Genomic DNA, 22585 nt, shown 5'->3' on the forward strand with positions numbered 1-22585 from the left:
GGTTCATCGTTCGACTTGCATGTGTTAAGCACGCCGCCAGCGTTCGTCCTGAGCCAGGATCAAACTCTCCGTGAATGTTTACCCGTAATCGGGTGAGCATCCGCGTTGAGCGGAACCGGAAGCGGAATAAGCTTCCAGTTCTCAGCGTCCTCGCTGATGTGCCTTCCATTGGAAGGACTTTTCAAAGGAACCGCGTCCGACCAAAAATGGTCGAGACGGGGTTGTCAATCTGGCGTTGACTTTTGGCACGCTGTTGAGTTCTCAAGGAACGGACGCTTCCTTTGTACTCACCCTCTCGGGCTTTCCTCCGGGCTTCCCTTCGGTGTTTCCGACTCTATCAGATCCTTTCGGGCCTGATTCCCAGTCGGCGGGATTCGCCTTTCGGCTGCCTTTCGGCTGTCTATTCGGCCTTGCGGCCTTTCGACATTCACTACGTTAGCGGATTCCTTCGGCAACTCATAATCGAGTCCCGGGATCTAATTTCGGCATGCCGAAATGGACCCCGTTGAGGGAAGTCGCAGTAGTGGTTTGGCCGCTTCCGGCTGCTGTCGAAGGCAGTACCCGGTTCAAGCGGCTCGGGCTACATTACGGATCCCCCGGAGCCGCGTCAAGTCCCGTCAGGACGTCCGCCGTCGGGGCGTATGGGCCCGATAAGGGCTGACGGTCGGGTCGTTGGCGATCCAGAAGCGCCAGGGGTGCACCCCGCCCTCACCGGAGACACCGGTACGGGGACCGTTGCGTACCTGGTCGGAGGGCACGGGCGTACCCGTATAGATGGAGAGCGGGGCGTCCGGGCCGGCGCAGACGTCCGTGCCGTCGAGGGCTCGGTCGACGTCCAGGGCCGTGGCGAGGCGGGCCGGGCCTTTGGCCAGTTCCTTGTCATTGCGGGCCGATAGCCGTCGGTGCCGGGTGAGCTCGGCGCCCTCGACGATCTCGCCGGCGCGCAGCAGGACCCCGCTCGCGAAGCCCTCCGGGCCGCAGACGAAGTTGAGGCAGTGCCACATGCCGTACGTGAAGTAGACGTACGCGTGGCCGGGCGGGCCGAACATCACGCCGTTGCGGGCGGTGCGGCCGCGATAGGCGTGCGAGCCTGGGTCGGCCTCACCCGCGTACGCCTCCACCTCTGTGAGACGCAGCGCGATCGGACCGTCGGGAGTCGTGCGGACGAGGATGCGTCCCAGGAGGTCGGGGGCCACCTCCAGTACGGGGCGGTCGAAGAACGAGCGGGGCAGGGGCGTACGGTCGGGGGCCGCGATCATGGCGTACGAGCGTAGTGCAAAGGTTCTGTACGGGTGGGTGGTCAGGGGGCCCGGCGCTTGGAAGGGTGTGGGCCGGAACCAGCGCCTGCCGGTTCGCGTTTGTAGAGAGAGATCGCTGATCAATACGGGCCGTCTTCGTGCGGCACGGGGAGGACTGACATGGGGTTCAAGAGGCTGCTTGCGAGCATGGGTGCCGGTGGCGCTTCGGTGGAGACGGTGCTGACCGAGGCCAATGTGGTGCCGGGCGGCGTCGTCCAGGGCGAGGTCCGCATTCAGGGCGGGTCCGTCGATCAGCAGATCGAGGCCCTCTCGGTCGGTCTGCAGGCGCGGGTCGAGGTCGAGGGTGGTGACCAGGAGGTCAAGCAGGACATCGAGTTCACCAAGCAGCGTCTCGGTGGTGCATTCGAGCTGAAGGCCAATGCGCTGCACGCGGTGCAGTTCGGGCTCGAGATTCCGTGGGAGACGCCGATCACCACGATCGACGGGCAGCCCCTGCGCGGCATGAACATCGGGGTGACCACCGAGCTGGAGATCGCGCGTGCGGTCGACTCCGGTGATCTGGACCCGGTCAACGTGCACCCGCTGCCGGCGCAGCAGGCGATTCTCGACGCCTTCATCCAGCTGGGCTTCCGCTTCAAGAGTGCGGACATGGAGCGAGGTCACATCCGCGGTACGCGGCAGAAGCTGCCGTTCTACCAGGAGATCGAGTTCTTCCCGCCGTCGCAGTACCAGGGTCTGAGCCAGGTCGAGCTGTCCTTCGTGGCCGATGACCGTGAGATGGACGTCGTGCTCGAGATGGACAAGAAGCCGGGTCTGTTCAACACGGGTGGCGACACCTTCCGTGCCTTCAAGGTGGGTCTGAACAACTACCAGGGCACCGACTGGAACGCCTACCTGAACGAGTGGCTGTCCCAGGTCGGCGGGAAGCGCAACTGGGCCTAGGCTCGAAGGCACAGACCCGAGACTGCCGACCGGAGGTTTGACGTGACGGACAAGAGGCGCCCGCTCCCCCATGATTTCCACCCCCAGGTGCCGTCGTTCACGGTGCTGAGCGACGATGTCGCGCCGGGTGAAGTCCTGGGCGATGCCCAGGTGTTCGCGAAGGACAATGTCTCGCCGCAGCTGCGGTGGGAAGGGTTCCCCGCGGAGACCAAGAGCTTCGCGGTGACGTGTTACGACCCGGATGCCCCTACGGGCAGCGGGTTCTGGCACTGGGTGCTCTTCGACATTCCGGCCTCGGTCACCGAGTTGCCGGCCGGTGCCGGCAGCGGCAAGTTCGAGGGGCTGCCCGAGGGCGCGGTGCATGCGCGCAACGACTACGGGACGAAGGACTTCGGTGGTGCCGCTCCCCCGCCCGGAGACGGCTCGCACCGCTATGTCTTCACCGTGTACGCGGTGGACCAGGAGAAGCTGGGCCCCGACGCGGACGCGTCGCCGGCCTTCGTCGGCTTCAATCTCCGGTTCCACACGCTGGCGCGTGCGCAGCTCATCGGTGAGTACGAGGCACCTGATGAGAACTGAGCGAAACTGAGCCTTCACCGGCTGTTTGCCCGCTCCTGGTCATGGAAGTGATCAGGAGCGGGCATTTTTAATGCGTTGTCCAGATCAGCCCGCCCGGCCAGAGTTGATCCCAGTCCGCCGAGGGGGTGGGCTGGTGCGCACGGGAGGGTGGGCGAGATGCGGGACACGCTGGTGCTGAACGCGAGCTTCGAGCCGCTGTCGACGGTGACGTTGAACCGAGCTGTTGTGCTGGTTCTGACCGACAAGGCCGTCGTCGAGCAGGCCCACCCCGAACTGCGCATGCGCGCGGCCGCGGTGGAGCTGCCGGTGCCTCGGGTGATCAGGCTCTGCCGGTACGTAAGGGTGCCGTTCCGAAGACACGCTCCCTGGTCGAGGCGGGGTGTCTTGATCAGGGACCGCAACAAGTGCGCCTACTGCGGCAGCCGGGCCAACACGATCGACCACGTCGTGCCGCGTGCGCAGGGCGGTGGGGACACCTGGCTGAACACGGTGGCCTCGTGTGCGGCCGACAATCACCGCAAGGCGGACCGGACTCCGGAGCAGGCCGGGATGCCGCTGCTGTTCGAGCCGTTCGTACCGACGCCGAGCGACGCGATGCTGTTCGCCTTGGCGGCGGATGACCGCAGTGCGCTGCCGGAGTGGCTGACGCAGTCGGCGGCCGCGTAAGCGGTCATACGTTCCGTATCGGTGGGGTGGCCCGTCTCCTCGGGGAGGCGGGCCACTTCCGTATCAGCGCAGGATCAGCTGTACCAAGGCCACCGTGCCCACCGCCACGATCAGGCCGCGCAGCCAGGCCGAAGGGATGCGGCGGCCGTACGTGCCGCCGACGAAGCCGCCCACCAAGGAGCCGGCGGCGAGCAGCAGGACCACGGTCCAGTCGAAGTGGGCGGCGAAGAGGAAGAACAGGGCGGCCACCGCGTTGACCATGGCGGCCAGGATGTTCTTGACCGCGTTGGTGCGCTGCAGGGATTCGCCGAGGAACATGCCCATCAGGGCCATGTAGAGGATGCCTTGGGCGGCGGTGAAGTAGCCGCCGTAGACGCTCGCGAGGAACAGGCCGATGTGCAGCCAGGGGCCGCCGAACTCGCTGCCCGGCTGTCCCTTGCGTTCGCGGCGGCGCTGCAGGGCCTTGGTGATCCAGGGCTGGAGGGCGATCAGGACGAGCGCCAGGCCGACGAGGACCGGCACGATCATTTCGAACGCGGAGTGCGGCAGCGTCAGGAGCAGGATCGCTCCGCACAGACCGCCCGCGGTGACAACGATGCCGAAGCGCAGGACGCGAGCCCGCTGGCCGGCCAGTTCACGGCGGTAGCCGAAGACTCCGCCGGCGAAGCCCGGGAGCAGACCGAGTCCGTTGGAGACGGTGGCGGTGACGGGCGGCAGGCCGATGGCGAGCAGTACCGGGAAGGTGATGAGGGTCCCGGAGCCGACGACCGTATTGATGGCCCCTGCACCGAATCCGGCGGCAAGGACCCCGACCATTTCCCAGGCGGTCACCGCGGGTCAGTCGAGCGGAGGCTGTTCGCGGCGCTCCGTCGCGGGTGGACCGGCCTGTGGCCCTACGTTGGGGCCGAGCCCTCCGCCGCCGAAGTTGCCGAACGCGCCCGACAGGCCCTTGAGGGCGTCGCCGATCTCGCTGGGCACGATCCAGAGCTTGTTGGCGTCGCCCTCGGCGATCTTCGGCAGCATCTGGAGGTACTGGTACGAGAGCAGCTTCTGGTCGGGGTCGCCGGCGTGGATGGACTCGAAGACCGTACGGATCGCCTGTGCTTCGCCTTCCGCGCGCAGGGCGGCCGCCTTGGCCTCACCTTCGGCGCGCAGGATCGCCGACTGCTTCTCGCCTTCGGCGGTGAGGATCTGGGACTGGCGGATGCCTTCCGCGGTGAGGATCGCCGCGCGCTTGTCACGGTCGGCCCGCATCTGCTTCTCCATCGAGTCCTGGATGGAGGTGGGCGGTTCGATCGCCTTGAGCTCGACGCGGTTGACGCGGATGCCCCACTTGCCGGTGGCCTCGTCGAGGACACCGCGCAGCGCCGCGTTGATCTCCTCGCGGGAGGTCAGGGTCCGCTCCAGGTCCATGCCACCGATGATGTTGCGGAGCGTGGTGACGGTGAGCTGCTCGATCGCCTGGATGTAGGAGGCGACTTCGTACGTGGCGGCCCGGGCGTCGGTCACCTGGTAGTAGATGACGGTGTCGATGTTGACGACCAGGTTGTCCTGGGTGATCACCGGCTGGGGCGGGAACGGGACGACCTGTTCGCGCAGGTCGATCCGGTTGCGGATCGAGTCGATGAACGGGACGACGATGTTCAGTCCCGCGTTCAGCGTGCGGGTGTAGCGGCCGAAGCGCTCGACGATGGCGGCGCTGGCCTGAGGGATCACCTGGATCGTCTTGATCAGGGCGATGAAGACCAACACCACCAGGATGATGAGGACGATGATGACCGGTTGCATCGCGCTCCCCGTGCCCTTCGAGCCTGAATACGCCTGAATACGCTGCGCAGTTCGCATACGTACGGAAGATCTTGCTGACCGAGTCTGTCAGACCTGCGTGTGCCGTGACCTGTGAACTGCCAGATCACGCCACCCGTCACATCACGACGGCGGTGGCGCCGTCGATGTCCACCACGTCGACCTGTTGGCCCACGTCGTACGCCTGCGCCGCGTCGAGTGAACGGGCCGACCAGACCTCGCCGTTGAGCTTGATCCGGCCGCCACGGCCGTCGACCCGTTCCAGGACGACGGCCTGTTTGCCCTTCAACGCGTCGACTCCGGTGGCGAGTTGGGGCCGCTGCGCGCCATGGCGGGCGGCGACCGGCCGTACGACGGCGATGCCCGCGACCGAGACGGCGGCGAAGACGATCACCTGGAGGACGACGTCGCCGCCGAGACCGTAGGTCACGGCGGCGGCCACTGCACCGGCGGAGAGCATCCCGAGTTCGGGCATCGCGGTGATCACGAGCGCAATGCCCAGGACTACCGCGCCGATCAGCCACCACACCCAAGGGTCCATGGTGTTCATGGTAGGGGCGGGGGACCTGCCCGGGACAGGGTGCGCGTGCCCCTGTGCTGCTCTCCGGTGAGGGTTGTTACGGGGTCAGGAGATCGGCAGGCCCTGCGCCGTCCAGCGGTCGCCGACCTGTTCGACCACGAGCGGGAGGCCGAAGCACAACGACAGGTTGCGGGAGGTCAGTTCCAGCTCCAGGGGCCCTGCGGCCAGGACCTTGCCCTGGCGGATCATCAGGACGTGGGTGAAGCCGGGGGCGATCTCCTCGACGTGGTGCGTGACCATGATCATCGAGGGGGCGATGGGGTCGCGCGCCAGGCGGCCGAGGCGGCGGACCAGGTCCTCGCGGCCGCCGAGGTCGAGGCCGGCGGCGGGCTCGTCCAGGAGCAGGAGCTCGGGGTCGGTCATCAGGGCGCGGGCGATCATGGTGCGCTTGCGCTCACCCTCGGAGAGGGTGCCGAACTTGCGGTCCAGGAAGTCGGACATGCCGAGCCGGTCGAGGAAGGCACGGGCGCGCTGCTCGTCGACGTCCTCGTACTGCTCGTTCCAGCCGGCGGTCATGCCGTACGCGGCGGTGAGCACGGTCTGCAGGACGGTCTGGCTCTTGGGGAGCTTGTCGGCGATGGCGATACCGGCCATGCCGATGCGGGGGCGCAGCTCGAAGACATCGACCTTGCCGAGGGTGTCACCGAGGATGGTCGCGGTGCCCTTGCTCGGGAACAGGTAGCTGGAGGCGACATTGAGCAGTGTCGTCTTGCCGGCGCCGTTGGGGCCGAGGATGACCCAGCGCTCCCCCTCCTTCACCGACCAGGAGACCTGGTCCACCAGTGCGCGGCCCCCTCGGACCACGGACACGTCCTCCAGCTCGAGCACATCGCTCATGAGCGTGCTGTCTCCCATGCGTATCGGAACTTGCGAGCGTCAGTAAACGCCGCCCCCAGGGAAAACCTACGCCACCGGGGGGAGGCTCCTGTCGTCAGTACGGTCCTTAGTCTGGTGTCCATGCTCACGGAACCACGCTCGGGCCAGTTGGCCTCTTGGGGTAATGCACTGATTGCCGGACTTGTCTCGCCCGATGAGGCCGTGCTCGCCATCGTCGGCGAGGACGCCGTTCACCGCGTCGAGGGGCTGCCGGGTGAATCGGGGCCGGTCGGCCTGACGCTCGCGCTCGGCCGGCTGCGGGCGCTCGGTGCCAAGGGGCTGCGGGTCGCGCTGCCGGCGCCCGGGCATCCGCTGGGTCTCAGCGGTCCGGCGGAGTTCAACACGCGGGCCCTCGAGGCGGAGGAGGCCGTGATCTGCCAGGGGGTCGCGCTCGGGCTCGTACCCGAGGTGTACGAGGCGGGTTCCGGTCCGGATGCGGCCGACGTCCACGTGGAGGTTCTCTGGCACTGCCTGCCGGTGCGGGAGGCGCCGCCCGCCGATGTGCCCTCGCTCGGTGAGGCTGAGCGCGAGCTGGCCGAGGCGCTGCGGGAGGCGACGGCGCTGCTCACGAAGCTGGACGTCGCGGGCTCGGGGCCGGTCGCCGAGGCGGCCGTGGACGCGTACCGGGCGCGCGCGGAGCGGGGACGTGAGGTGCTCGCTCCGGGGTACCCGCCGCGTGCGGTACGGGTGTTGGAGCTGGCGCAGCGGGTCGGGCTGCTGATCTCCGTGGCGCAGGAGAACGGGCACGGCGGGGCCGTCAGCGCCTCCGAGATGGGGGCGCGGGCCGAGGCGCTGCGGCCGGTGGAGCGTACGGCGCGCAGGGCGCAGGTGGCCGCGTACAACGCGTATGTGGAGGAGCTGTTGCGGGGCTGAGGCGGCGGGGTCGCGCCGCCTCAGGGGGCGAGCCCGCGCGGGCAGCGGAAAGCCCCGCGAACCGGGAGGTGGTCGCGGGGCTCCGGGGTGCTGCGGGTCAGCTGGCGTTCGAGAGCGCGTTGCCGAACGCCGGGTTCAGCGCACCGATGACGTTGGCGGAGTTGCCGCCGACGTTCACGGGCACGTGGGCCGGCACCTGGACGCTGTTGCCGGAGCCGACGCCCGGGCTCTGAGCGGCGTTGGCGTCCGCGTCGGAGTCGGCGAACGCGGCACCGGCGGAGGCGCCCGCGGCCATCGAAGCGGCGGCGACGACCAGGGCGGCCTTCTTGGCGAAGTTCATGAGGTTGTTCCTCCATACAAGTCCCGCACAGAGTGCGGGAGTTCAGTGTTCAGCGACCCCAGCCGCGGGGTCGCACGCTGAAGAACGCATGGGCCGTCCGGATGACACGGACCGCGGCAGGATGCCCCCCGTTTGGATCAATAGGCCGAAGATCTGCGGAACGCCCTCGCGCACGCGCACCCAGGACGCACGCGCCCCGGACACGCGACCGGCCCCCCAGGCAGTGCCTGGAGGGCCGGTTGGTCAGTGCCTCGACCTTGGCGAACGTCAGCCGTTGAAGCAGTCGTTGCCGAAGGCCGGGTTCAGGGCACCGATCACGGAGACGGTGTTGCCACAGGCGTTGACCGGCACGTGGACCGGCACCTGGACGAGGTTGCCCGAGGCGACGCCCGGCGACTTGGTGGCCTTGCCGTCGGCGTGCGCACCATCCGTGGCGGACGCGAGACCGGCACCGGCGGCAACCAGGCCACCCGCCACCATCGTGACGGCTGCAGCCTTCTTCAGGTTCTTCACTTCTGTGTCCTCCTTGCGATTGCCACGGCCAGCCGCCGCGGCATGCAAGGAGAACGGCCCACGTCCGCTCGGGATGCGCCGCCCAGGGGACATCCACACGACAGTATGAATCTCAGTCCGGAACACGACGGTCCGCATCCGGGCGTTGACGAAACGGTCCTGCCCAGCGGCGATCGCCCCTGATCAGCCGTTCAGTCCATGCCGTACGGCCCACAGGGCGGCCTGGGTCCGGTCGGCGAGGTCGAGTTTCATGAGGATGTTCGATACGTGGGTCTTGACGGTCTTCTCCGACAGGACGAGCGCGCGTGCGATTTCCCGGTTGGACCGTCCGTCGGCGATCAGACCGAGCACCTCGCGCTCGCGCTCGGTGAGTGAACCGCCGCGCCCCTGCGCCCCGTTGCTCTCGTCCTGGGCGAGCAGCGCCCCCGCCACCTCGGGCTGGAGCAGGACGTGACCCGCGTGGACGGAGCGGATCGCGCCCGCGAGGGCGTCCGGGTCCACGTCCTTGTAGACGTAACCCGCCGCGCCCGCCTTGAGCGCGGGGACGACCGTGCGCTGCTCGGTGAAGCTGGTGACGATCAACACCCGGGCGGGATTGGCCAGTTCGCGCAGCTTGCGCAGCGCCTCGACGCCGTCCATGCCGGGCATCTTGACGTCCATCAGGACCACGTCGGGCTTCAACTCCTCGGCGCGCTCGACGCCTTCGGCGCCGTCCGAGGCCTCGCCGACGACCTCGATGTCCTCCTGGATCTCCAGGAAGGTGCGCAGTCCCCGCCGGACGACCTGGTGGTCGTCCACCAGCAGTACACGAATCACCTTGTCAGCCACCGGGCACCTCCATCTCGATCGTGGTGCCCTTGCCGGGCGCCGATTCCACCGTCAGCCGGCCGCCGACACCGCCTGCCCGGTCCCGCATGGAGACAAGGCCGAGGTGGCGTCCGGCCCGCCGGGTCTCGCGTGGTTCGAATCCCTGGCCGTCGTCGGCGATCCGCAGCACCGCACCCTGGCCGCGCTTCTCCAGTACGACGTCGACCCGGGCGGCGCCGGAGTGGCGCAGCGCGTTGTGCAGGGCCTCCTGCGCGACGCGGAGCATGGCCTCCTCCTGCGAGGCGGGCAGGGCCCGTACGCCCTCGCAGCGGAAGGTGACCTGTGGGGCGTGGGCGCGGTCGAGGACCTGGATATGGGTGCGCAACGTGGCGACCAGGCCGTCCTCGTCGAGGGCGGCGGGCCGCAACTCGGTGACGGCGGCGCGCAGTTCGTCGGCGGCTTCGGCCGCGAGCGCGGCCACCTGCTGGAGCTCGCCCTTCGCGCGCACCGGATCGCGGTCGATCAGCTTGGCGGCCGCCTGGGCGGTCAGGCGCAGCGAGAACAGCTTCTGGCTGACGGCGTCGTGCAGTTCATGGGCGAGGCGGGTGCGTTCCTCGGCGATCGTCAGCTCGCGGCTGCGCTCGTACAGGCGGGCGTTGGTGAGGGCGATGGCGGCGTGCTGGGCGAGTATGCCGAGCAGTTCCTCGTCCTCCTCGGTGAAGCCGCAACCGCCGTCCGGCTTGGGGCAGTTCTTGTTCGCCAGGAAGAGCGCGCCGAGGGTCTCGTCGCCGTCGCGGATGGGCAGGCCGAGGAAGTCCGACATGTCGGGGTGCGCGGAGGGCCAGCCGCCGAAGCGCGGGTCCTTGCGGACGTCCGCGAGCCGTTCGGCGTGCTCCTCGTGGAGCATCGCGGCGAGGATGCCGTGCTGGCGTGGCAGCGGTCCGATGGCCTTCCACTGCTCGTCGCTCACCCCGTCCACCACGAACTGCGCGAAGCCGCCGTGGTCGTCGGGCACGCCGAGCGCCGCGTACTGGGCGTCGAGGAGTTCACGGGCCGAGGCCACGATCGTCTTGAGGACGTCGCGTACTTCGAGATGCCTGCTCATCGCCAGGAGCGCGGTGCTCACGGCGTACAGGCCGGATCGGGGGCCGTCGGTCATGGACACACCGTACCGGCGGGTCCTGACCCCCGTATCGGGCCTTCGACCGCCCCCGACTAGGACCCGGGGCGTAGTCCGAAGGACCTTGCACGAGCGGGCCTCGCGTACGAGGTGCCGAGGAGGTCCGGGTTCCTACGTTGGGGGCAGCGACGTACAGAGGGGACGGTCATCATGCCGGTTGCGATCATCACGGGGGCTTCGAAGGGGTTCGGCAAGGCGCTCGCCGGCGCGCTCGCCGGACGGGGCTGGGATCTGGTCGTCGACGCGCGGTCCGCGGACGCGCTGACGAAGACGGCCGAGGAGCTGGGTACGTACGGCACGCGGGTGGTGGCGCTGCCGGGCACGGTCACGGACGCCTGGCACCGTTCGGCGCTCGTCGCCGCGGCGCGTGATCTGGGCGGGCTCGATCTGCTGGTGAACAACGCGAGCGTGCTGGGCGCGGAACCGCTCGTACGCCTGGAACAGCACTCGCTCGACGGACTGCGCGAGGCGCTGGAGACCAACGTGGTGGCGCCGCTGGGCCTCGTACAGGAGGCACTGCCGCTGCTGCGGGAGTCGGCGGCCGGGGCGGTGATCGCGCTGAGTTCGGACGCGGCGGCCGAGGCGTACGAGACCTGGGGCGGTTACGGGGCCTCGAAGGCGGCGCTCGACCAGCTGACCGCGGTGCTCGGTGTGGAGGAGCCGGGGCTTCGGGTGTGGGCGGTGGACCCGGGCGACATGCGGACCGCTCTCTACCAGGCCGCCGTTCCGCTGGACGACGACTCGGGGCGGCCCGGACCCGAGACGGTCGTGCCCGCGTTCCTGAGGCTGCTCGACGAGCGGCCGGCCAGCGGGCGGTACGCGGCGCCTTCGCTCCTGGAGACGCTGTGAGCGTCCTGGACGCGCTGCGGGTTCCCGAGGAGCTCTCGGCGCGCGAACCCGCGGAGCAGCGCGGCCCGGGGCGGGACCGGGACTCGGTGCGGCTGCTCGTCTCGCGCGGTACGGCGGTCTCGCACCATGCCTTCCGTGCGCTGCCCGGGCTCCTGCGCGCCGGTGATCTCCTCATCGTCAATACGTCTCCGACACTGGCGGCGGCGGTCGACGGCCTGATCGGTACGGAGCGAGTCGTCGTCCACTTCTCCACGCTCGGCGACGACGGGCGCTGGGCCGTGGAGCTGCGCGAGCCCGACGAGCGGGGCACCACGCGGGCGCGGGCGAGCGGACCGGGGGTGGTGACCCTGAAGGGCGGAGCCGCTCTCGTACTGGAGGAGCCGCTGGATCCCGCGGGGACCCGCCTGTGGTGGGCGCGGGTGCCGGGGACGGATGTGCCGGCGCTGCTCGCCCGGTACGGGCGGCCCATCCGCTACTCGTACACAAGGAAGGACCAGCCGCCGGCCGCGTATCAGACGGTCTTCGCGCTGCCGCAGCCCGGCGGGCTCGGCTCGGCGGAGATGCCGAGTGCGGGGCGGCCGTTCACCGCGCGGCTCGTGGCGGAGCTGGTAAGCCGGGGTGTGCAGTTCGCTCCGGTGACCTTGCATACGGGGGTCGCCTCGGCCGAGGCGCATGAACCGCCGTATCCCGAGCGCTTCGAGGTGCCTGCCGCCTCCGCCCGGCTGATCAACGCGGCGAAGGCCGGCGGCGGCAGGATCATCGCGGTCGGCACGACCGGCGTACGTGCCGTCGAGTCGGCTGCCGGACCCGACGGTGTGGTGCGGCCGGCCGCGGGCTGGACGGACCTCGTGGTGACTCCGGAGCGCGGAGTGCGGGTCGTGGACGGGCTTCTCACCGGGCTGCACGAGCCCGAGGCCTCGCATCTTCTGATGCTCGAAGCCATTGCGGGAAAGCCCGCGTTGGAGCGCTCTTATGCGCAGGCAGTACGCGGGCTCTACCTCTGGCATGAGTTCGGGGACAGTCACCTCATCCTTCCGAATGAGGGCTGTGACTCAATGAATTGCTCTGGCAACGTTTGGTGAGACTGTTACGTGTTCGATGTGAGCCCGCGCATAGGACGCAGGTCACTTACGAGGCCCCCTAGTAGACCCCTAGGGGGCCTCTGGTCGGCCAGAACGCCCCATTCAGGACTTAGGTCCCGGTACCTGATCCACTAAGCGCCTTCGTACGTCACACCTTTGCCACGGAATTTTGCGGCCGCTAAGAATGGCTCCCGTCGCTCGGCGCGGTGGCTCCACAGGCCACAGCGCGGGAAAGCCGGAATTCGCTTCCGGTACGGAAAGGCGAGCGACCCCGCTATTCGAAGAGGTCCATTCGTCATGCCCAAGCACCGCACCACTGGCCAGGCCACCCTGACCAAGAGCCAGAAGATCTCGATGGCCGGCGTCGCCGTCCTCGGCGCCGCTGCTCTCGCGGTCTCCGTCGTGCCGGGCAACGCCGCCGAGACCTCGCAGGCCGCCGCCGACATCTCCGCCGCGCCCGTCGCCTTCACCGTCAACAAGGACGTCCAGGCCACCGTCGCCAAGCAGCACGTCGCGGCCGCCACGGACGCCGACGACGCCGCCGCGAAGCAGGCGAAGGCCGAGGCGGACGCCAAGGCCAAGGCCGAGGCCAAGGCAAAGGCCGAGGCCGACGCCAAGGCGAAGAAGGAGCGCGAGGCGAAGGAGGCCGCGAGCCGGGCCGCCGCCCGCAAGCCGGTCTACGCCAACAACCTCGACGGCTGGATCCGCCAGGCCCTCGACATCATGAAGAAGGAAGGCATACCCGGTACGTACAACGGCATCTACAAGAACGTGATGCGCGAGTCGTCCGGCAACCCCAACGCCATCAACAACTGGGACATCAACGCCCAGAACGGCGTGCCTTCCATCGGTCTGCTGCAGGTCATCAAGCCGACCTTCGACGCGTACCACGTCGACGGAACCGAGCACAACCAGTACAACCCGGTCTCCAACATCGTCGCCGCGTCCAACTACGCGGCCGACCGGTACGGCTCGATCGACAACGTGAACAGCGCCTACTGAGCCTGTTTGCTCAGCGACAGGCTCCAACGCCGAAGGGCGGCACCCCACACGGGGTGCCGCCCTTCGGCGTCGTACGACCGCGGTTACTTCCGCATGACCTCGGGCTCGTGCCGACGCAGCAGACGCGCCACCACGAAGCCGAGCACCACGCCGATCGCGATCAGGCAGCCCATGTCGAGGAGCCACGTGGCCGTCTCGGGTTCCCACAGCGGGTCCTTCAGGGTGGGGTCGTCCTCGTTCGGGAACAGCGTGTTCAGGTCCAGCGTGCTGCCCGAGGCGGCCACCGCCCAGCGGGACGGCATAAGGAAGGAGAGCTGGTTGACGCCGACCGCTCCGTTGAGCGTGACGAGGCAGCCGGTGAAGACGACCTGGATGATCGCGAACATCACCAGGAGCGGCATGGTCTTCTCGGCGGTCTTCACCAGGGACGAGATGACCAGGCCGAACATCATCGAGGTGAATCCGAGCGCCATGATCGGCAGCGCGAGCTCCACCTTCACCGACGAGCCCAGGATCAGGCCCTCGTCGGGCACCTCGACCACGCCGAAGCCGATGGCACCGATGAGGGCGCCCTGCAGCGCGGTGATCACTCCGAGCACGATCACCTTGGACATCAGGTACGCGGAGCGGGACAGGCCCGTGGCCCGTTCCCGTTCGTAGATGACCCGCTCCTTGATCAGCTCACGCACCGAGTTGGCGGCACCGGCGAAGCAGGCGCCGACGGCGAGGATGAGCAGGACCGTGGGCGCGCCGGTGTTCGGTCCCCTCGGCCCCGGCTTGAGGCCGTGGTCGGGGTTGATCAGCGTGGAGACCACGCCGAGCACCGCCGGCAGGATCACCATCAGGGCCATGAAGCCCTTGTCCGACGCGATCACCGAGACATAGCGGCGCACCAGCGTGCCCAGCTGCGAGAACCAGCCCTGCGGCTTGGGCGGGCGCATCTGCTGCATCGGCGGCATCTGCACGGGCTGCGCGGCGACGGCGTCGATGTCGGCCGCGTACATCTGGTAGTGCTGCGAGCCCTTCCAGCGGCCCGCCCAGTCGTAGTCGCGGTAGTTCTCGAAGGCCGAGAAGACATCGGCCCAGGTGGTGTAGCCGAAGAAGTTGAGCGCCTCCTCCGGCGGGCCGAAGTAGGCCACCGAGCCGCCGGGCGCCATCACGAGCAGCTTGTCGCAGACGGCAAGCTCGGCCACGGAGTGCGTGACGACCAGGACCGTGCGGCCGTCGTCCGCGAGGCCGCGCAGCAGCTGCATGACGTCGCGGTCCATGCCCGGGTCGAGGCCCGAGGTGGGCTCGTCCAGGAAGATCAGCGACGGCTTGGTCAGGAGCTCCAGGGCCACCGAGACACGCTTGCGCTGACCACCCGAGAGCGAGGTGATCTTCTTGTCCTTGTGGATGTCGAGCTTGAGCTCGCGCAGGACCTCGTCGATCCGCGCGGCGCGCTCGGCCTGCGTGGTGTCCGCGGGGAAGCGCAGCTTGGCGGCGTACTTGAGCGCGGTACGGACGGTCAGTTCCTTGTGCAGGATGTCGTCCTGCGGAACCAGACCGATGCGCTGGCGCAGCTCGGCGAACTGCTTGTACAGGTTTCGGTTGTCGTAGAGGACATCGCCCTGGTTGGCCGGGCGGTAACCCGTGAGCGCCTTCAGGAGCGTCGACTTGCCGGAACCCGACGGGCCGATGACCGCGACGAGCGACTTCTCCGGGACGCCGAAGGAGACGTCCTTGAGGATCTGCTTGCCGCCGTCGACGGTGACCGTCAGATGGCGGGCCGAGAAGGAGACCTCACCGGTGTCGACGAACTCCTCGAGCTGGCCGCCCACGACACGGAACGTCGAGTGGCCGACACCGACGATGTCGTTGGGGCCGAGCAGGGCGGTACCGCCCTTGGCGACCGGCATACCGTTGACATACGTGCCGTTGTGCGAGCCGAGGTCGCGGATCTCCATCCGGCCGTCCGGCGTCGCGTGGAACTCGGCGTGGTGGCGCGAGACCTGGAGGTCGGAGACGACCAGTTCGTTCTCGAGCGCACGGCCGATCCGCATCACGCGGCCGAGGGCCAGCTGGTGGAACGTGGTGGGGCTGCGGTCCCCGTAGACCGGCGGCGCCCCCGCGGAGCCGCCCTGCTGCGGGACCTGCGGCGCGGGCTGCTGCTGCCAGCCCTGCTGCTGGGGCACGTTCTGCTGCGGCGTCGGCGGCTGGTGCTGCTGCGACCAGCCGGGTCCGCCCTGCTGGGGCGCGGCCTGCGGCTGGCGCGCCTGGTGCTGCGCCTGCTGTGCGGGGGCCTGCTGGGGAGCGACCGCCGCGGCGGCGCCTGCCCCGGTGAGCTTCAGGCGCGGGCCGTCGGTGGCGTTGCCCAGATGCACCGCCGAGCCCGGGCCGATCTCCATCTGATGGATCCGCTGGCCCTGGACGAACGTTCCGTTCGTCGAGCCGTGGTCCTCGATGACCCAACTCCGGCCGCCCCAGCTGATGGTGGCGTGACGCCAGGAAACCCGCGCGTCGTCGATCGCCACATCACCGCCCGGGTCGCGTCCGAGCGTGTATGACCTGGACGGATCCAGGGTCCAGGTCCGTCCGTTCAATTCCAGTACGAGTTCCGGCACTCCATGCCCCACTACGTTGTCCCCCGATTGGCCCCGTCATGGGGAGTCTAGGGATGTCGAACATCGTGGGGAACTATTTCAGGCTCAGCCCCCTGTCCGAAAGTCGGGCCTTGTGAAGAGTCCGTAGCTGCCTCATTGTTCGCCCCGTTGACTGTCCGGAAACCGCCCCGGAGAGTGGTAATCACGCATAGGTGCACGCGGATCATGCGCAACCTTCAGTAAACGCCTTAAACGGATTGTCCGGCTCAAACAGACAAAGCTCTACGGATCGGGGGACGGCCGATGAGCGCGACGCGGTCTACTGCGGCGGCCGGCCAAGTACGGCGTATCCGCTGGGGAGATGTGCTGCTCACGGCGATCGCCTGTGTGAGCTGGGCTCTCGTCGGCATGGCCGGCGTCGCGGCGCTCGGTCTCCATCTGCTCGGCGCCGACACCGCGGGTTCGCTGGGGCCGATGACGGCGGCGGCCGTGGTGCTCGGTGTGGGCGGTTCGGTGACACCGTCGGGCGATGTCTCGGCGTTCGGTCTGGAGGGTGCGGAGGCGACCACCGCGATAGAGGTGACTCCGCTGGGCGTCGGCCTGGCCGGCGCGCTCCTGCTCGCCTTCTTCTTCCTACGGTCCTTACGGGCCCTGGGAGTTGAGATCTCGCCCCGGGAGCTGGCCGCGCGGGCCGGCGCGGTGGCGGTGCTCTTCCTGGCGATGATCGCCGGGCTCGCCTGGGCCGGCCACGACGTCATCACGTTCGACGGCGCCTCGCTCGGGCTCGATCAACTCCCGGACGGCGGCCTCACGGACGATCTGCCGGGCGGTATCGGGGACCTGCTGCCGGACCGGCTCGGCGATCTCGTCGAGGCCGAGGCGGCGGTCGGCTTCTCCGTGGACACGGGTCCTTCGCTGCTCGGTGCCCTGGTGTGGGTGCTCGGGGTGCTGGTCATCGCGCTGCTCGTCTCCCGTCGTACGCCCCTTCCGGCGGCGCTGACGTTCCTGCACCGGGCCGTGCGGCCGGCCGTCTCGGCACTGGTGACCGTGCTGTTGGTGGCGGTGGCGGCGGGGCTCGCGGCCGCGGCGTACGCGGCGATCGGCGACGACCATCCCGGGCGGATCGCGGGGGCCGCGCTGCTCGGGGCGCCCAACGGGGTGTGGCTCGCGGTGCCGCTCGGCATGTTCGTGCCCTGGGACGGCAAGGTCACGGGGGCCCTGACCGAGGTGCTTCCGGCGCCGCTCGACGAGTTCTTCAGCGCTTCCGCGGACGAGCCGGCGACGGTCGGGCGGCTTGCCGAGCTCGACGGGCGGGTGTGGCTGCTCGTGGTGGCGGTCGCGGTGATGATGCTGTTCGCGGGGGTGCTCACCGCGGCGCGTACGCCGGTGGGCTCGCATTCGGCGGCGGGGTTCGCGGGGCGGTGTGCACTGCGGCTCGGTCTCGTGACCGCCCTGGTCGTCCCGCTCCTGGTATGGCTCACCACGGTGTCCGCGACCGCCTCGCTGTCCGTGCTCGGTTTCGACGCCTTCGGCGCGGGGTTGTCGCTGCAGGGGCAGGCCGGGATGGGGCTGCTGCTCGGTGCCGTCTGGGGAGCGGGGGCCGGGGGTCTCGGGGCGTTCCTGGCTTACGCGAGCGGGGCTGCGGGTGGGCGGGTGGCGAGGTTCGCCGGGGTGGGCGTGCCCGGGCCTGAGGTGGATCCGGCGGAGGGGGCCGGGGTGTCGGGGCCGTACGATCCGGCGCCGCCGTTCCGGCCGTCCAATCCGCATACGAATCCGTATCTGCAGCTGCCGGATGAGTTCCGGGATCCGCCGCCTCCGCCTCCGGATGAGTGGCCATCGGGTGGGGGCGGCCGGCGGAAGCGCTGAGTTTCCCCTCCCCGCCGCAGGCGCAACGGCCCGCACCCGACAGGACCTCCGCAACCCGCCCGTCCCACCACCCGGGACACCCCACCACCCGTTCACCCGCGCCCGCTACCGTGTTCCCCACCATGAGCGCACCGCAGCCCCCGCAGGCCACCGCCGACGTCCCCACTCTCCTCGTCAAGATCTTCGGCAAGGACCGGCCCGGTATCACCGCCGGGCTCTTCGACACCCTTGCCGCCTTCTCCGTGGACGTCGTCGACCTCGAACAGGTCGTCACCCGGGGACGGATCGTGCTCTGCGCGCTCGTCACCGAGCCCGCCGCCGGGCTCGAGGGCGAGCTGCGGTCGACCGTGCACAGCTGGGCCGATTCGCTGAAGCTGCAGGCCGAGATCATCTCGGGGGTGGGCGACAACCGCCCGCGCGGCGAGGGCCGCTCGCACGTCACCGTGCTCGGCCACCCCCTGACCGCCGAGTCCACCGCCGCGATCGCCGCGCGCATCACCGCGACCGGCGGCAACATCGACCGCATCTTCCGGCTCGCCAAGTACCCCGTCACCGCCGTGGAGTTCGCCGTCTCCGGCACCCCGACCGAGCCGCTGCGCACCGCGCTCGCCCCCGAGGCCGCGGCGCTCGGTGTCGATGTCGCGGTGGTCTCGGCGGGGCTGCACCGGCGCGCCCAGCGGCTCGTCGTGATGGATGTCGATTCGACGCTCATCCAGGACGAGGTCATCGAGCTGTTCGCCGCGCACGCCGGCTGCGAGGAGCAGGTCGCCGAGGTCACCAACGCCGCGATGCGCGGCGAGCTGGACTTCGAGCAGTCGCTGCACGCCCGCGTGGCCCTCCTCAAGGGCCTGGACGTCTCGGTCGTCGAGAAGGTGCGGGCCGAGGTACGGCTCACGCCCGGCGCGCGGACCCTGGTGCGCACGCTCAAGCGGCTCGGGTACCAAGTCGGCGTGGTCTCGGGCGGTTTCACTCAGGTCACGGACGACCTGATGGAGCGCCTGGGGCTCGACTTCGCGCACGCCAACACCCTGGAGATCGTCGACGGCAAGCTGACCGGCAAGGTCACCGGCGACATCGTGGACCGGGCCGGCAAGGCCCGGCTCCTGCGCCGCTTCGCCGCGGAGGCCGGCGTACCGCTCGCGCAGACAGTGGCGATCGGCGACGGCGCCAACGACCTCGACATGCTCAATGCGGCAGGTCTCGGCGTCGCGTTCAACGCCAAGCCTGTCGTACGGGAGGCCGCGCACACCGCGGTGAACTTCCCGTTCCTCGACACGGTGCTCTACCTCCTGGGCGTCACGCGCGAAGAGGTCGAGGCCGCGGACGCCAGGGACGCGTAGGCGGCGCGGACGCCACGGACGTGGCAACGGTGAGGGCCCCGGCACGGCGCCGGGGCCCTCGATCACGTATCGGATGAAGCGAGTTGTCGCGCTTCGGATGAAGCGAGTTGTCGCGCTACTCGTTCGGAGCCCAGTAGTCGAACAGCGTCGCCACGCCAGGCTCCAAGGACTTCCACGACCCCTTGAAGGTCAGCATCGCGAGCGCCGAGGTCGGGAAGCCACGGCGCTCCATGCGGACCCCGGAGTCGCCCTCGGCCGAGCCCGCGAGGACGTCGGCCAGGCCGTGCACGCCCGGGTTGTGGCCGATCAGGAGCAGGTCGGCGACGTCGTCCGGTGTCTCGTTGAGCACGGCGATCAGCTCGCCCGGAGAGGCCTCGTACACCCTCTCCTCGTACACGGTCTTCGGACGCTGCGGCAGCTCGCCCACGGCCAGCTTCCAGGTCTCCCGGGTGCGGGCGGCAGTGGAGCAGACGGCCAGGTCGAAGGCGATCCCGCTCTCCGCGAGCCGACGGCCCGCGACGGGGGCGTCCTTGCGGCCCCGCTCGGCCAACGGCCTTTCGTGGTCGGCGATCTGGGGCCAGTCGGCCTTGGCGTGCCTGAGGAGGACGAGCCTGCGCGGTGTATCGACACTCATGTGTCCCAGCTTCGCACGAAACGCGCCACGCGGCGCAGGGAGTTGGCGGGCTCCCCCTTGAAGGGTGACGGCCGGCTCACTGTGATCCCACGGGGCGCGGAACGACGCGCTCACCCGATACGGAACATCCTCACGGGATCAAGGTTTCCTTGAGCCGCCCGAGAAAGTCCCCGACCGCGGGGTCACCGGTCGCGGCCTGTGCCTCGGCGGGGTGCAGCACGATCATGAACAGCACGGCGAAGGCGATCACCGGCAGGACGATTCCCCACCAGGGCAGCCGGGCCTGCGCGCGGGCCTGCTGCGGGGAGCGGGTGTGCGCTGGGGCCGACATGACGCCTCCGGGTCTTCAGGTCCGTCCGCCGCGTCCTCGCGGCGGTGCCGCGGATCGATGCTGCGCGGCCTACTGAAGAACCTACGGAAGCGCGGGCCTCCAACCCATCCGGCGATCCACCCACTTGACCCTGACACCAGCCCCCTAGGGGATGGTGGAGCTAGCCCCACCATGAGGGCGGGAAGCTCGGATCGGGCGGCCCGCGACTGGGCCGGAAGCGACCGGCGTCAGGGCGAGACGATCGTGGCGATGATGCCGATGATCACGGTGATGGCCATCATGGCGCCGAACACGGCGAGCAGCTTCTTCTGGCCGTTCTTGGGGTGCGGGTCGAGCACAGGCATACGGCCAGTCTCGCACCCTTTGCGCACTCCCCCGCCGCCGGGGGTCGGCCCCTCGGGCGCTCAGCCCGCGCACTCGTCCTCGACGGTCCGCTGCCGCCCGGCCATCACACCGAAGAGGATCTGCGGCACGAGCAGCGCACCCATCAGCACGATCGGCGCCTCCCAGCCGCCGCTGTGCTGGTACAGCACACCGACGAGCAGCGGTCCCGGGATCGAGAGCAGATAGCCCGCGCTCTGCGCGAAGGCCGACAGCTGCACCACACCCGGGCCCGTACGGGCCCGCATTCCCACCATGGTCAGGGCCAGCGGGAACGAGCAGTTGGAGATGCCGAGCACCAGCGCCCACACCCAGGCGCCGCCCGCGGGTGCGAGGTAGAGGCCGGTGTAGCCGATCAGGCCGCAGACGCCGAGGGCGACGACGATCGGGCCCTGGTGGTTCATCCGGGCGGCCATCCGCGGGATCACGAACGACAGCGGCACACCCACCGCCATGGTGATCGCGAGCAGCACACCGGCCGTACCGGCCGAGACCCCCGCGTCACGGAAGATCTGCGGCATCCAGCCCATCGTGATGTACGCACCGGTGGCCTGGAGCCCGAAGAACACGGCGAGCGACCACGCCGTACGGCTGCGCGTGATCTTGAGCTTCGCCGTCGGCTGCGGGGAGGCCTTCCGCTCGGCCGTGTCCGACCGGCGCCCCCGCAGCACCGGCAGCCACGGCAGCACCGCGGCGGCGGCCAGCGCGGCCCAAACGGCAAGCCCCGTCTTCCAGTTGCCGCCGAGCGCCTCGGTCACCGGCACGGTGATCGCGGCCGCGAGCGAGGTGCCGAGCGCGAGGGCCATCGAGTAGAGCCCGGTCATCGAGCCCACGCGCTGCGGGAACCACTCCTTGATGACCACCGGCATCAGCACGTTGGAGACCGCTATGCCCGCGAGCGCCAGCGCACTGGTGGCGAGGAAGGCCGCGGTGCTGCCCGTGAAGGGGCGCACGAGGAGGCCGGTGGCTATCGCGGCCATGCCGCCGCTGACCACGGCCACCGGTCCGAAGCGCCGGGCCAGGCGCGGGGCGAGGCTGCCGAAGACGGCGAAGCACAGGGGCGGTACGGAGGTGAGGACACCGGCGACGGAGCCGCTCATGCCGAGTCCGACGCGTACCTCTTCGAGCAGGGCGCCGAGGCTGGTGATGGCCGGGCGCAGATTGAGGGCGGCCAGGACGATGCCGGCGATCACGAAGGGCACACCCCAGGTGCGCGCGGCCGAGGCGGGCCCGGGCTGTGCGCTGCTGCTCGGGGCCGCTTCGGATGCGGGCAGAACTGTCGACTTCTCACTGACCATGAGAGCCATCATAGAATCATGGGATGATTGGCTGTCCAGTCGGTCCCCGGCCACGTCCGCGGCACCGTCGGCTGTACGGTCGTCCCGTATCGCTCGCGCCGAAGGAAGAGCCCCATGCCCCTGTCGTCCCCGCGGCGCTCGGCACTCGCCGACCAGGTGATCGCCGAGCTCAGGAACCAGATCACCTCGGGCGAGTGGCCGGTCGGCTCGCGCATCCCCACCGAGCCGGAGCTGGTCGAGCAGCTGGGCGTCGCCCGCAACACCGTGCGCGAGGCGGTGCGCGCGCTCGCGCACAACGGGCTCCTTGACATCCGCCAGGGCTCGGGCACGTATGTCGTCGCCACGAGCGAGCTGGCCGGGGTGATGCAGCAGCGCTTCGCCGACGCCGATCCCCGCCATATCGCCGAGCTGCGCGCCACGCTGGAGTCGGCCGGCGCCAAGCTGGCCGCCGAGCGGCGCACCGAGCGCGACCTCAAGCAGTTGGACGCGCTGCTCGTACGGCGTGAGGAGGCCTGGGAGTCCGGTGACCGCGAGGCGTTCGTCGACGCGGACGCGACCTTCCACCTCGCGGTGGTGTCGGCCGCGCACAACGACGTCCTGACGGATCTGTACGCGGATCTGGGCGATGTGCTGCGGTCCTGGCTGCGCGACGACATCGGCGAGACGCTGCGGCCCGAGAACCACATGGACCACACGCGGCTGCTCGACGCGATCCGCGGCCAGAACGCCGAGGCTGCGGCGACGGAGGCCGCGAGCTATCCGTTCCTGTGCGGACCGGAGCGCTTCCGGGACCGCTGAG

General features: G+C 69.6%; 24 protein-coding genes and 1 rRNA gene. 10 read left to right on the forward strand and 15 right to left on the reverse strand.

Annotated elements, in window-relative coordinates; translation table 11 throughout:
- Both ABT367_RS06860 and ABT367_RS06865 read right to left on the reverse strand, forming a co-directional pair.
- Nucleotides 1-75: ribosomal RNA gene (locus ABT367_RS06860) — 16S ribosomal RNA — on the reverse strand; the annotation flags it as partial.
- A 542-nt stretch (nt 76-617) separates the two neighbouring features.
- Nucleotides 618-1259, reverse strand: coding sequence for a DNA-3-methyladenine glycosylase (locus ABT367_RS06865; protein ID WP_352250338.1), 642 nt, complete (start codon nt 1257-1259; stop codon nt 618-620).
- Between the two features lie 159 nt (nt 1260-1418).
- On the opposite strand from ABT367_RS06865, the gene ABT367_RS06870 reads away from it, so the two are divergent.
- The 3 genes from ABT367_RS06870 to ABT367_RS06880 all read left to right on the forward strand — a co-directional run bounded on the left by ABT367_RS06870 (nt 1419) and on the right by ABT367_RS06880 (nt 3446).
- Nucleotides 1419-2201 carry a sporulation protein gene (locus ABT367_RS06870; RefSeq protein WP_352250340.1) on the forward strand — a complete coding sequence of 261 codons (783 nt, stop codon included), beginning with the start codon at nt 1419-1421 and terminating at the stop codon, nt 2199-2201.
- A 42-nt stretch (nt 2202-2243) separates the two neighbouring features.
- The gene (locus ABT367_RS06875) at nt 2244-2780 is read left to right on the forward strand and encodes a YbhB/YbcL family Raf kinase inhibitor-like protein (protein WP_352250342.1); all 537 of its coding nucleotides are present in this window, start codon (nt 2244-2246) and stop codon (nt 2778-2780) included.
- Between the two features lie 156 nt (nt 2781-2936).
- Complete coding sequence (locus tag ABT367_RS06880) at nt 2937-3446, forward strand: HNH endonuclease (RefSeq protein ID WP_352250344.1); 510 nt, start codon at nt 2937-2939, stop codon at nt 3444-3446.
- A 63-nt stretch (nt 3447-3509) separates the two neighbouring features.
- Here ABT367_RS06880 and ABT367_RS06885 read toward each other — a convergent pair whose 3' ends face one another.
- From ABT367_RS06885 to ABT367_RS06900, 4 genes are all read right to left on the reverse strand, one after another.
- A complete protein-coding gene (locus tag ABT367_RS06885) occupies nt 3510-4277 on the reverse strand; it encodes a sulfite exporter TauE/SafE family protein (protein WP_352250346.1) in 768 nt (255 codons plus the stop codon).
- Between the two features lie 6 nt (nt 4278-4283).
- Nucleotides 4284-5234, reverse strand: coding sequence for an SPFH domain-containing protein (locus ABT367_RS06890; RefSeq protein WP_352250348.1), 951 nt, complete (start codon nt 5232-5234; stop codon nt 4284-4286).
- A gap of 136 nt (nt 5235-5370) precedes the next feature.
- Nucleotides 5371-5802, reverse strand: coding sequence for an NfeD family protein (locus ABT367_RS06895; protein WP_352250349.1), 432 nt, complete (start codon nt 5800-5802; stop codon nt 5371-5373).
- A 75-nt stretch (nt 5803-5877) separates the two neighbouring features.
- Complete coding sequence (locus tag ABT367_RS06900; protein WP_352250502.1) at nt 5878-6669, reverse strand: ABC transporter ATP-binding protein; 792 nt, start codon at nt 6667-6669, stop codon at nt 5878-5880.
- A 120-nt stretch (nt 6670-6789) separates the two neighbouring features.
- On the opposite strand from ABT367_RS06900, the gene ABT367_RS06905 reads away from it, so the two are divergent.
- Nucleotides 6790-7581 carry a hypothetical protein gene (locus ABT367_RS06905; RefSeq protein ID WP_352250351.1) on the forward strand — a complete coding sequence of 264 codons (792 nt, stop codon included), beginning with the start codon at nt 6790-6792 and terminating at the stop codon, nt 7579-7581.
- 97 nt (nt 7582-7678) lie between these two features.
- Here the strand turns inward: ABT367_RS06905 and ABT367_RS06910 are convergent, their stop codons facing one another.
- The 4 genes from ABT367_RS06910 to ABT367_RS06925 all read right to left on the reverse strand — a co-directional run bounded on the left by ABT367_RS06910 (nt 7679) and on the right by ABT367_RS06925 (nt 10400).
- Nucleotides 7679-7921: a chaplin gene (locus tag ABT367_RS06910; RefSeq protein WP_165335359.1), complete on the reverse strand. Its 243-nt coding sequence runs from the start codon at nt 7919-7921 to the stop codon at nt 7679-7681.
- A 267-nt stretch (nt 7922-8188) separates the two neighbouring features.
- Nucleotides 8189-8434 carry a chaplin gene (locus ABT367_RS06915; RefSeq protein ID WP_352250353.1) on the reverse strand — a complete coding sequence of 82 codons (246 nt, stop codon included), beginning with the start codon at nt 8432-8434 and terminating at the stop codon, nt 8189-8191.
- A gap of 183 nt (nt 8435-8617) precedes the next feature.
- A complete protein-coding gene (locus ABT367_RS06920; RefSeq protein WP_352250355.1) occupies nt 8618-9262 on the reverse strand; it encodes a response regulator transcription factor in 645 nt (214 codons plus the stop codon).
- On the reverse strand, nt 9255-10400 hold the full coding sequence (locus ABT367_RS06925) for a GAF domain-containing sensor histidine kinase (protein ID WP_352250357.1): 1146 nt from the start codon (nt 10398-10400) through the stop codon (nt 9255-9257). Before ABT367_RS06925 ends, ABT367_RS06920 begins: the two co-directional genes overlap by 8 nt.
- Before the next feature lie 171 nt (nt 10401-10571).
- On the opposite strand from ABT367_RS06925, the gene ABT367_RS06930 reads away from it, so the two are divergent.
- The 3 genes from ABT367_RS06930 (at nt 10572) to ABT367_RS06940 (ending at nt 13354) form a co-directional block, all read left to right on the forward strand.
- On the forward strand, nt 10572-11270 hold the full coding sequence (locus tag ABT367_RS06930; RefSeq protein WP_352250359.1) for an SDR family NAD(P)-dependent oxidoreductase: 699 nt from the start codon (nt 10572-10574) through the stop codon (nt 11268-11270).
- Nucleotides 11267-12352 (forward strand): S-adenosylmethionine:tRNA ribosyltransferase-isomerase, encoded by a 1086-nt coding sequence (locus ABT367_RS06935; protein ID WP_352250361.1) that lies wholly within the window; start codon nt 11267-11269, stop codon nt 12350-12352. Before ABT367_RS06930 ends, ABT367_RS06935 begins: the two co-directional genes overlap by 4 nt.
- Before the next feature lie 297 nt (nt 12353-12649).
- The gene (locus ABT367_RS06940) at nt 12650-13354 is read left to right on the forward strand and encodes a transglycosylase SLT domain-containing protein (protein ID WP_352250363.1); all 705 of its coding nucleotides are present in this window, start codon (nt 12650-12652) and stop codon (nt 13352-13354) included.
- Between the two features lie 83 nt (nt 13355-13437).
- Here ABT367_RS06940 and ABT367_RS06945 read toward each other — a convergent pair whose 3' ends face one another.
- Entirely contained in the window at nt 13438-15957 is a 2520-nt protein-coding gene (locus ABT367_RS06945) for an ABC transporter ATP-binding protein/permease (protein ID WP_352250365.1), read from the reverse strand.
- A 282-nt stretch (nt 15958-16239) separates the two neighbouring features.
- Here ABT367_RS06945 and ABT367_RS06950 point away from each other — a divergent pair, with 282 nt between their 5' ends.
- Together ABT367_RS06950 and serB are read left to right on the forward strand one after the other, a co-directional pair.
- The gene (locus ABT367_RS06950) at nt 16240-17802 is read left to right on the forward strand and encodes a streptophobe family protein (protein WP_352250367.1); all 1563 of its coding nucleotides are present in this window, start codon (nt 16240-16242) and stop codon (nt 17800-17802) included.
- Nucleotides 17803-17924: 122 nt separating this feature from the next.
- Nucleotides 17925-19142, forward strand: coding sequence for a phosphoserine phosphatase SerB (serB, locus tag ABT367_RS06955; RefSeq protein ID WP_352250369.1), 1218 nt, complete (start codon nt 17925-17927; stop codon nt 19140-19142).
- Nucleotides 19143-19257: 115 nt separating this feature from the next.
- Here the strand turns inward: serB and ABT367_RS06960 are convergent, their stop codons facing one another.
- From ABT367_RS06960 to ABT367_RS06975, 4 genes are all read right to left on the reverse strand, one after another.
- On the reverse strand, nt 19258-19776 hold the full coding sequence (locus ABT367_RS06960; RefSeq protein WP_352250371.1) for a SixA phosphatase family protein: 519 nt from the start codon (nt 19774-19776) through the stop codon (nt 19258-19260).
- Nucleotides 19777-19906: 130 nt separating this feature from the next.
- Nucleotides 19907-20107: a hypothetical protein gene (locus ABT367_RS06965; RefSeq protein ID WP_352250373.1), complete on the reverse strand. Its 201-nt coding sequence runs from the start codon at nt 20105-20107 to the stop codon at nt 19907-19909.
- Between the two features lie 227 nt (nt 20108-20334).
- Complete coding sequence (locus tag ABT367_RS06970; protein WP_267913067.1) at nt 20335-20451, reverse strand: SGM_5486 family transporter-associated protein; 117 nt, start codon at nt 20449-20451, stop codon at nt 20335-20337.
- Nucleotides 20452-20511: 60 nt separating this feature from the next.
- Entirely contained in the window at nt 20512-21786 is a 1275-nt protein-coding gene (locus ABT367_RS06975) for a CynX/NimT family MFS transporter (protein ID WP_352250375.1), read from the reverse strand.
- Nucleotides 21787-21900: 114 nt separating this feature from the next.
- Here ABT367_RS06975 and ABT367_RS06980 point away from each other — a divergent pair, with 114 nt between their 5' ends.
- Nucleotides 21901-22584, forward strand: coding sequence for a FadR/GntR family transcriptional regulator (locus ABT367_RS06980; RefSeq protein WP_165336175.1), 684 nt, complete (start codon nt 21901-21903; stop codon nt 22582-22584).
- Nucleotide 22585: the final 1 nt, after the last annotated feature.

The organism is Streptomyces mesophilus, from assembly GCF_040300965.1.
Taxonomy (GTDB): domain Bacteria; phylum Actinomycetota; class Actinomycetes; order Streptomycetales; family Streptomycetaceae; genus Streptomyces; species Streptomyces mesophilus_A.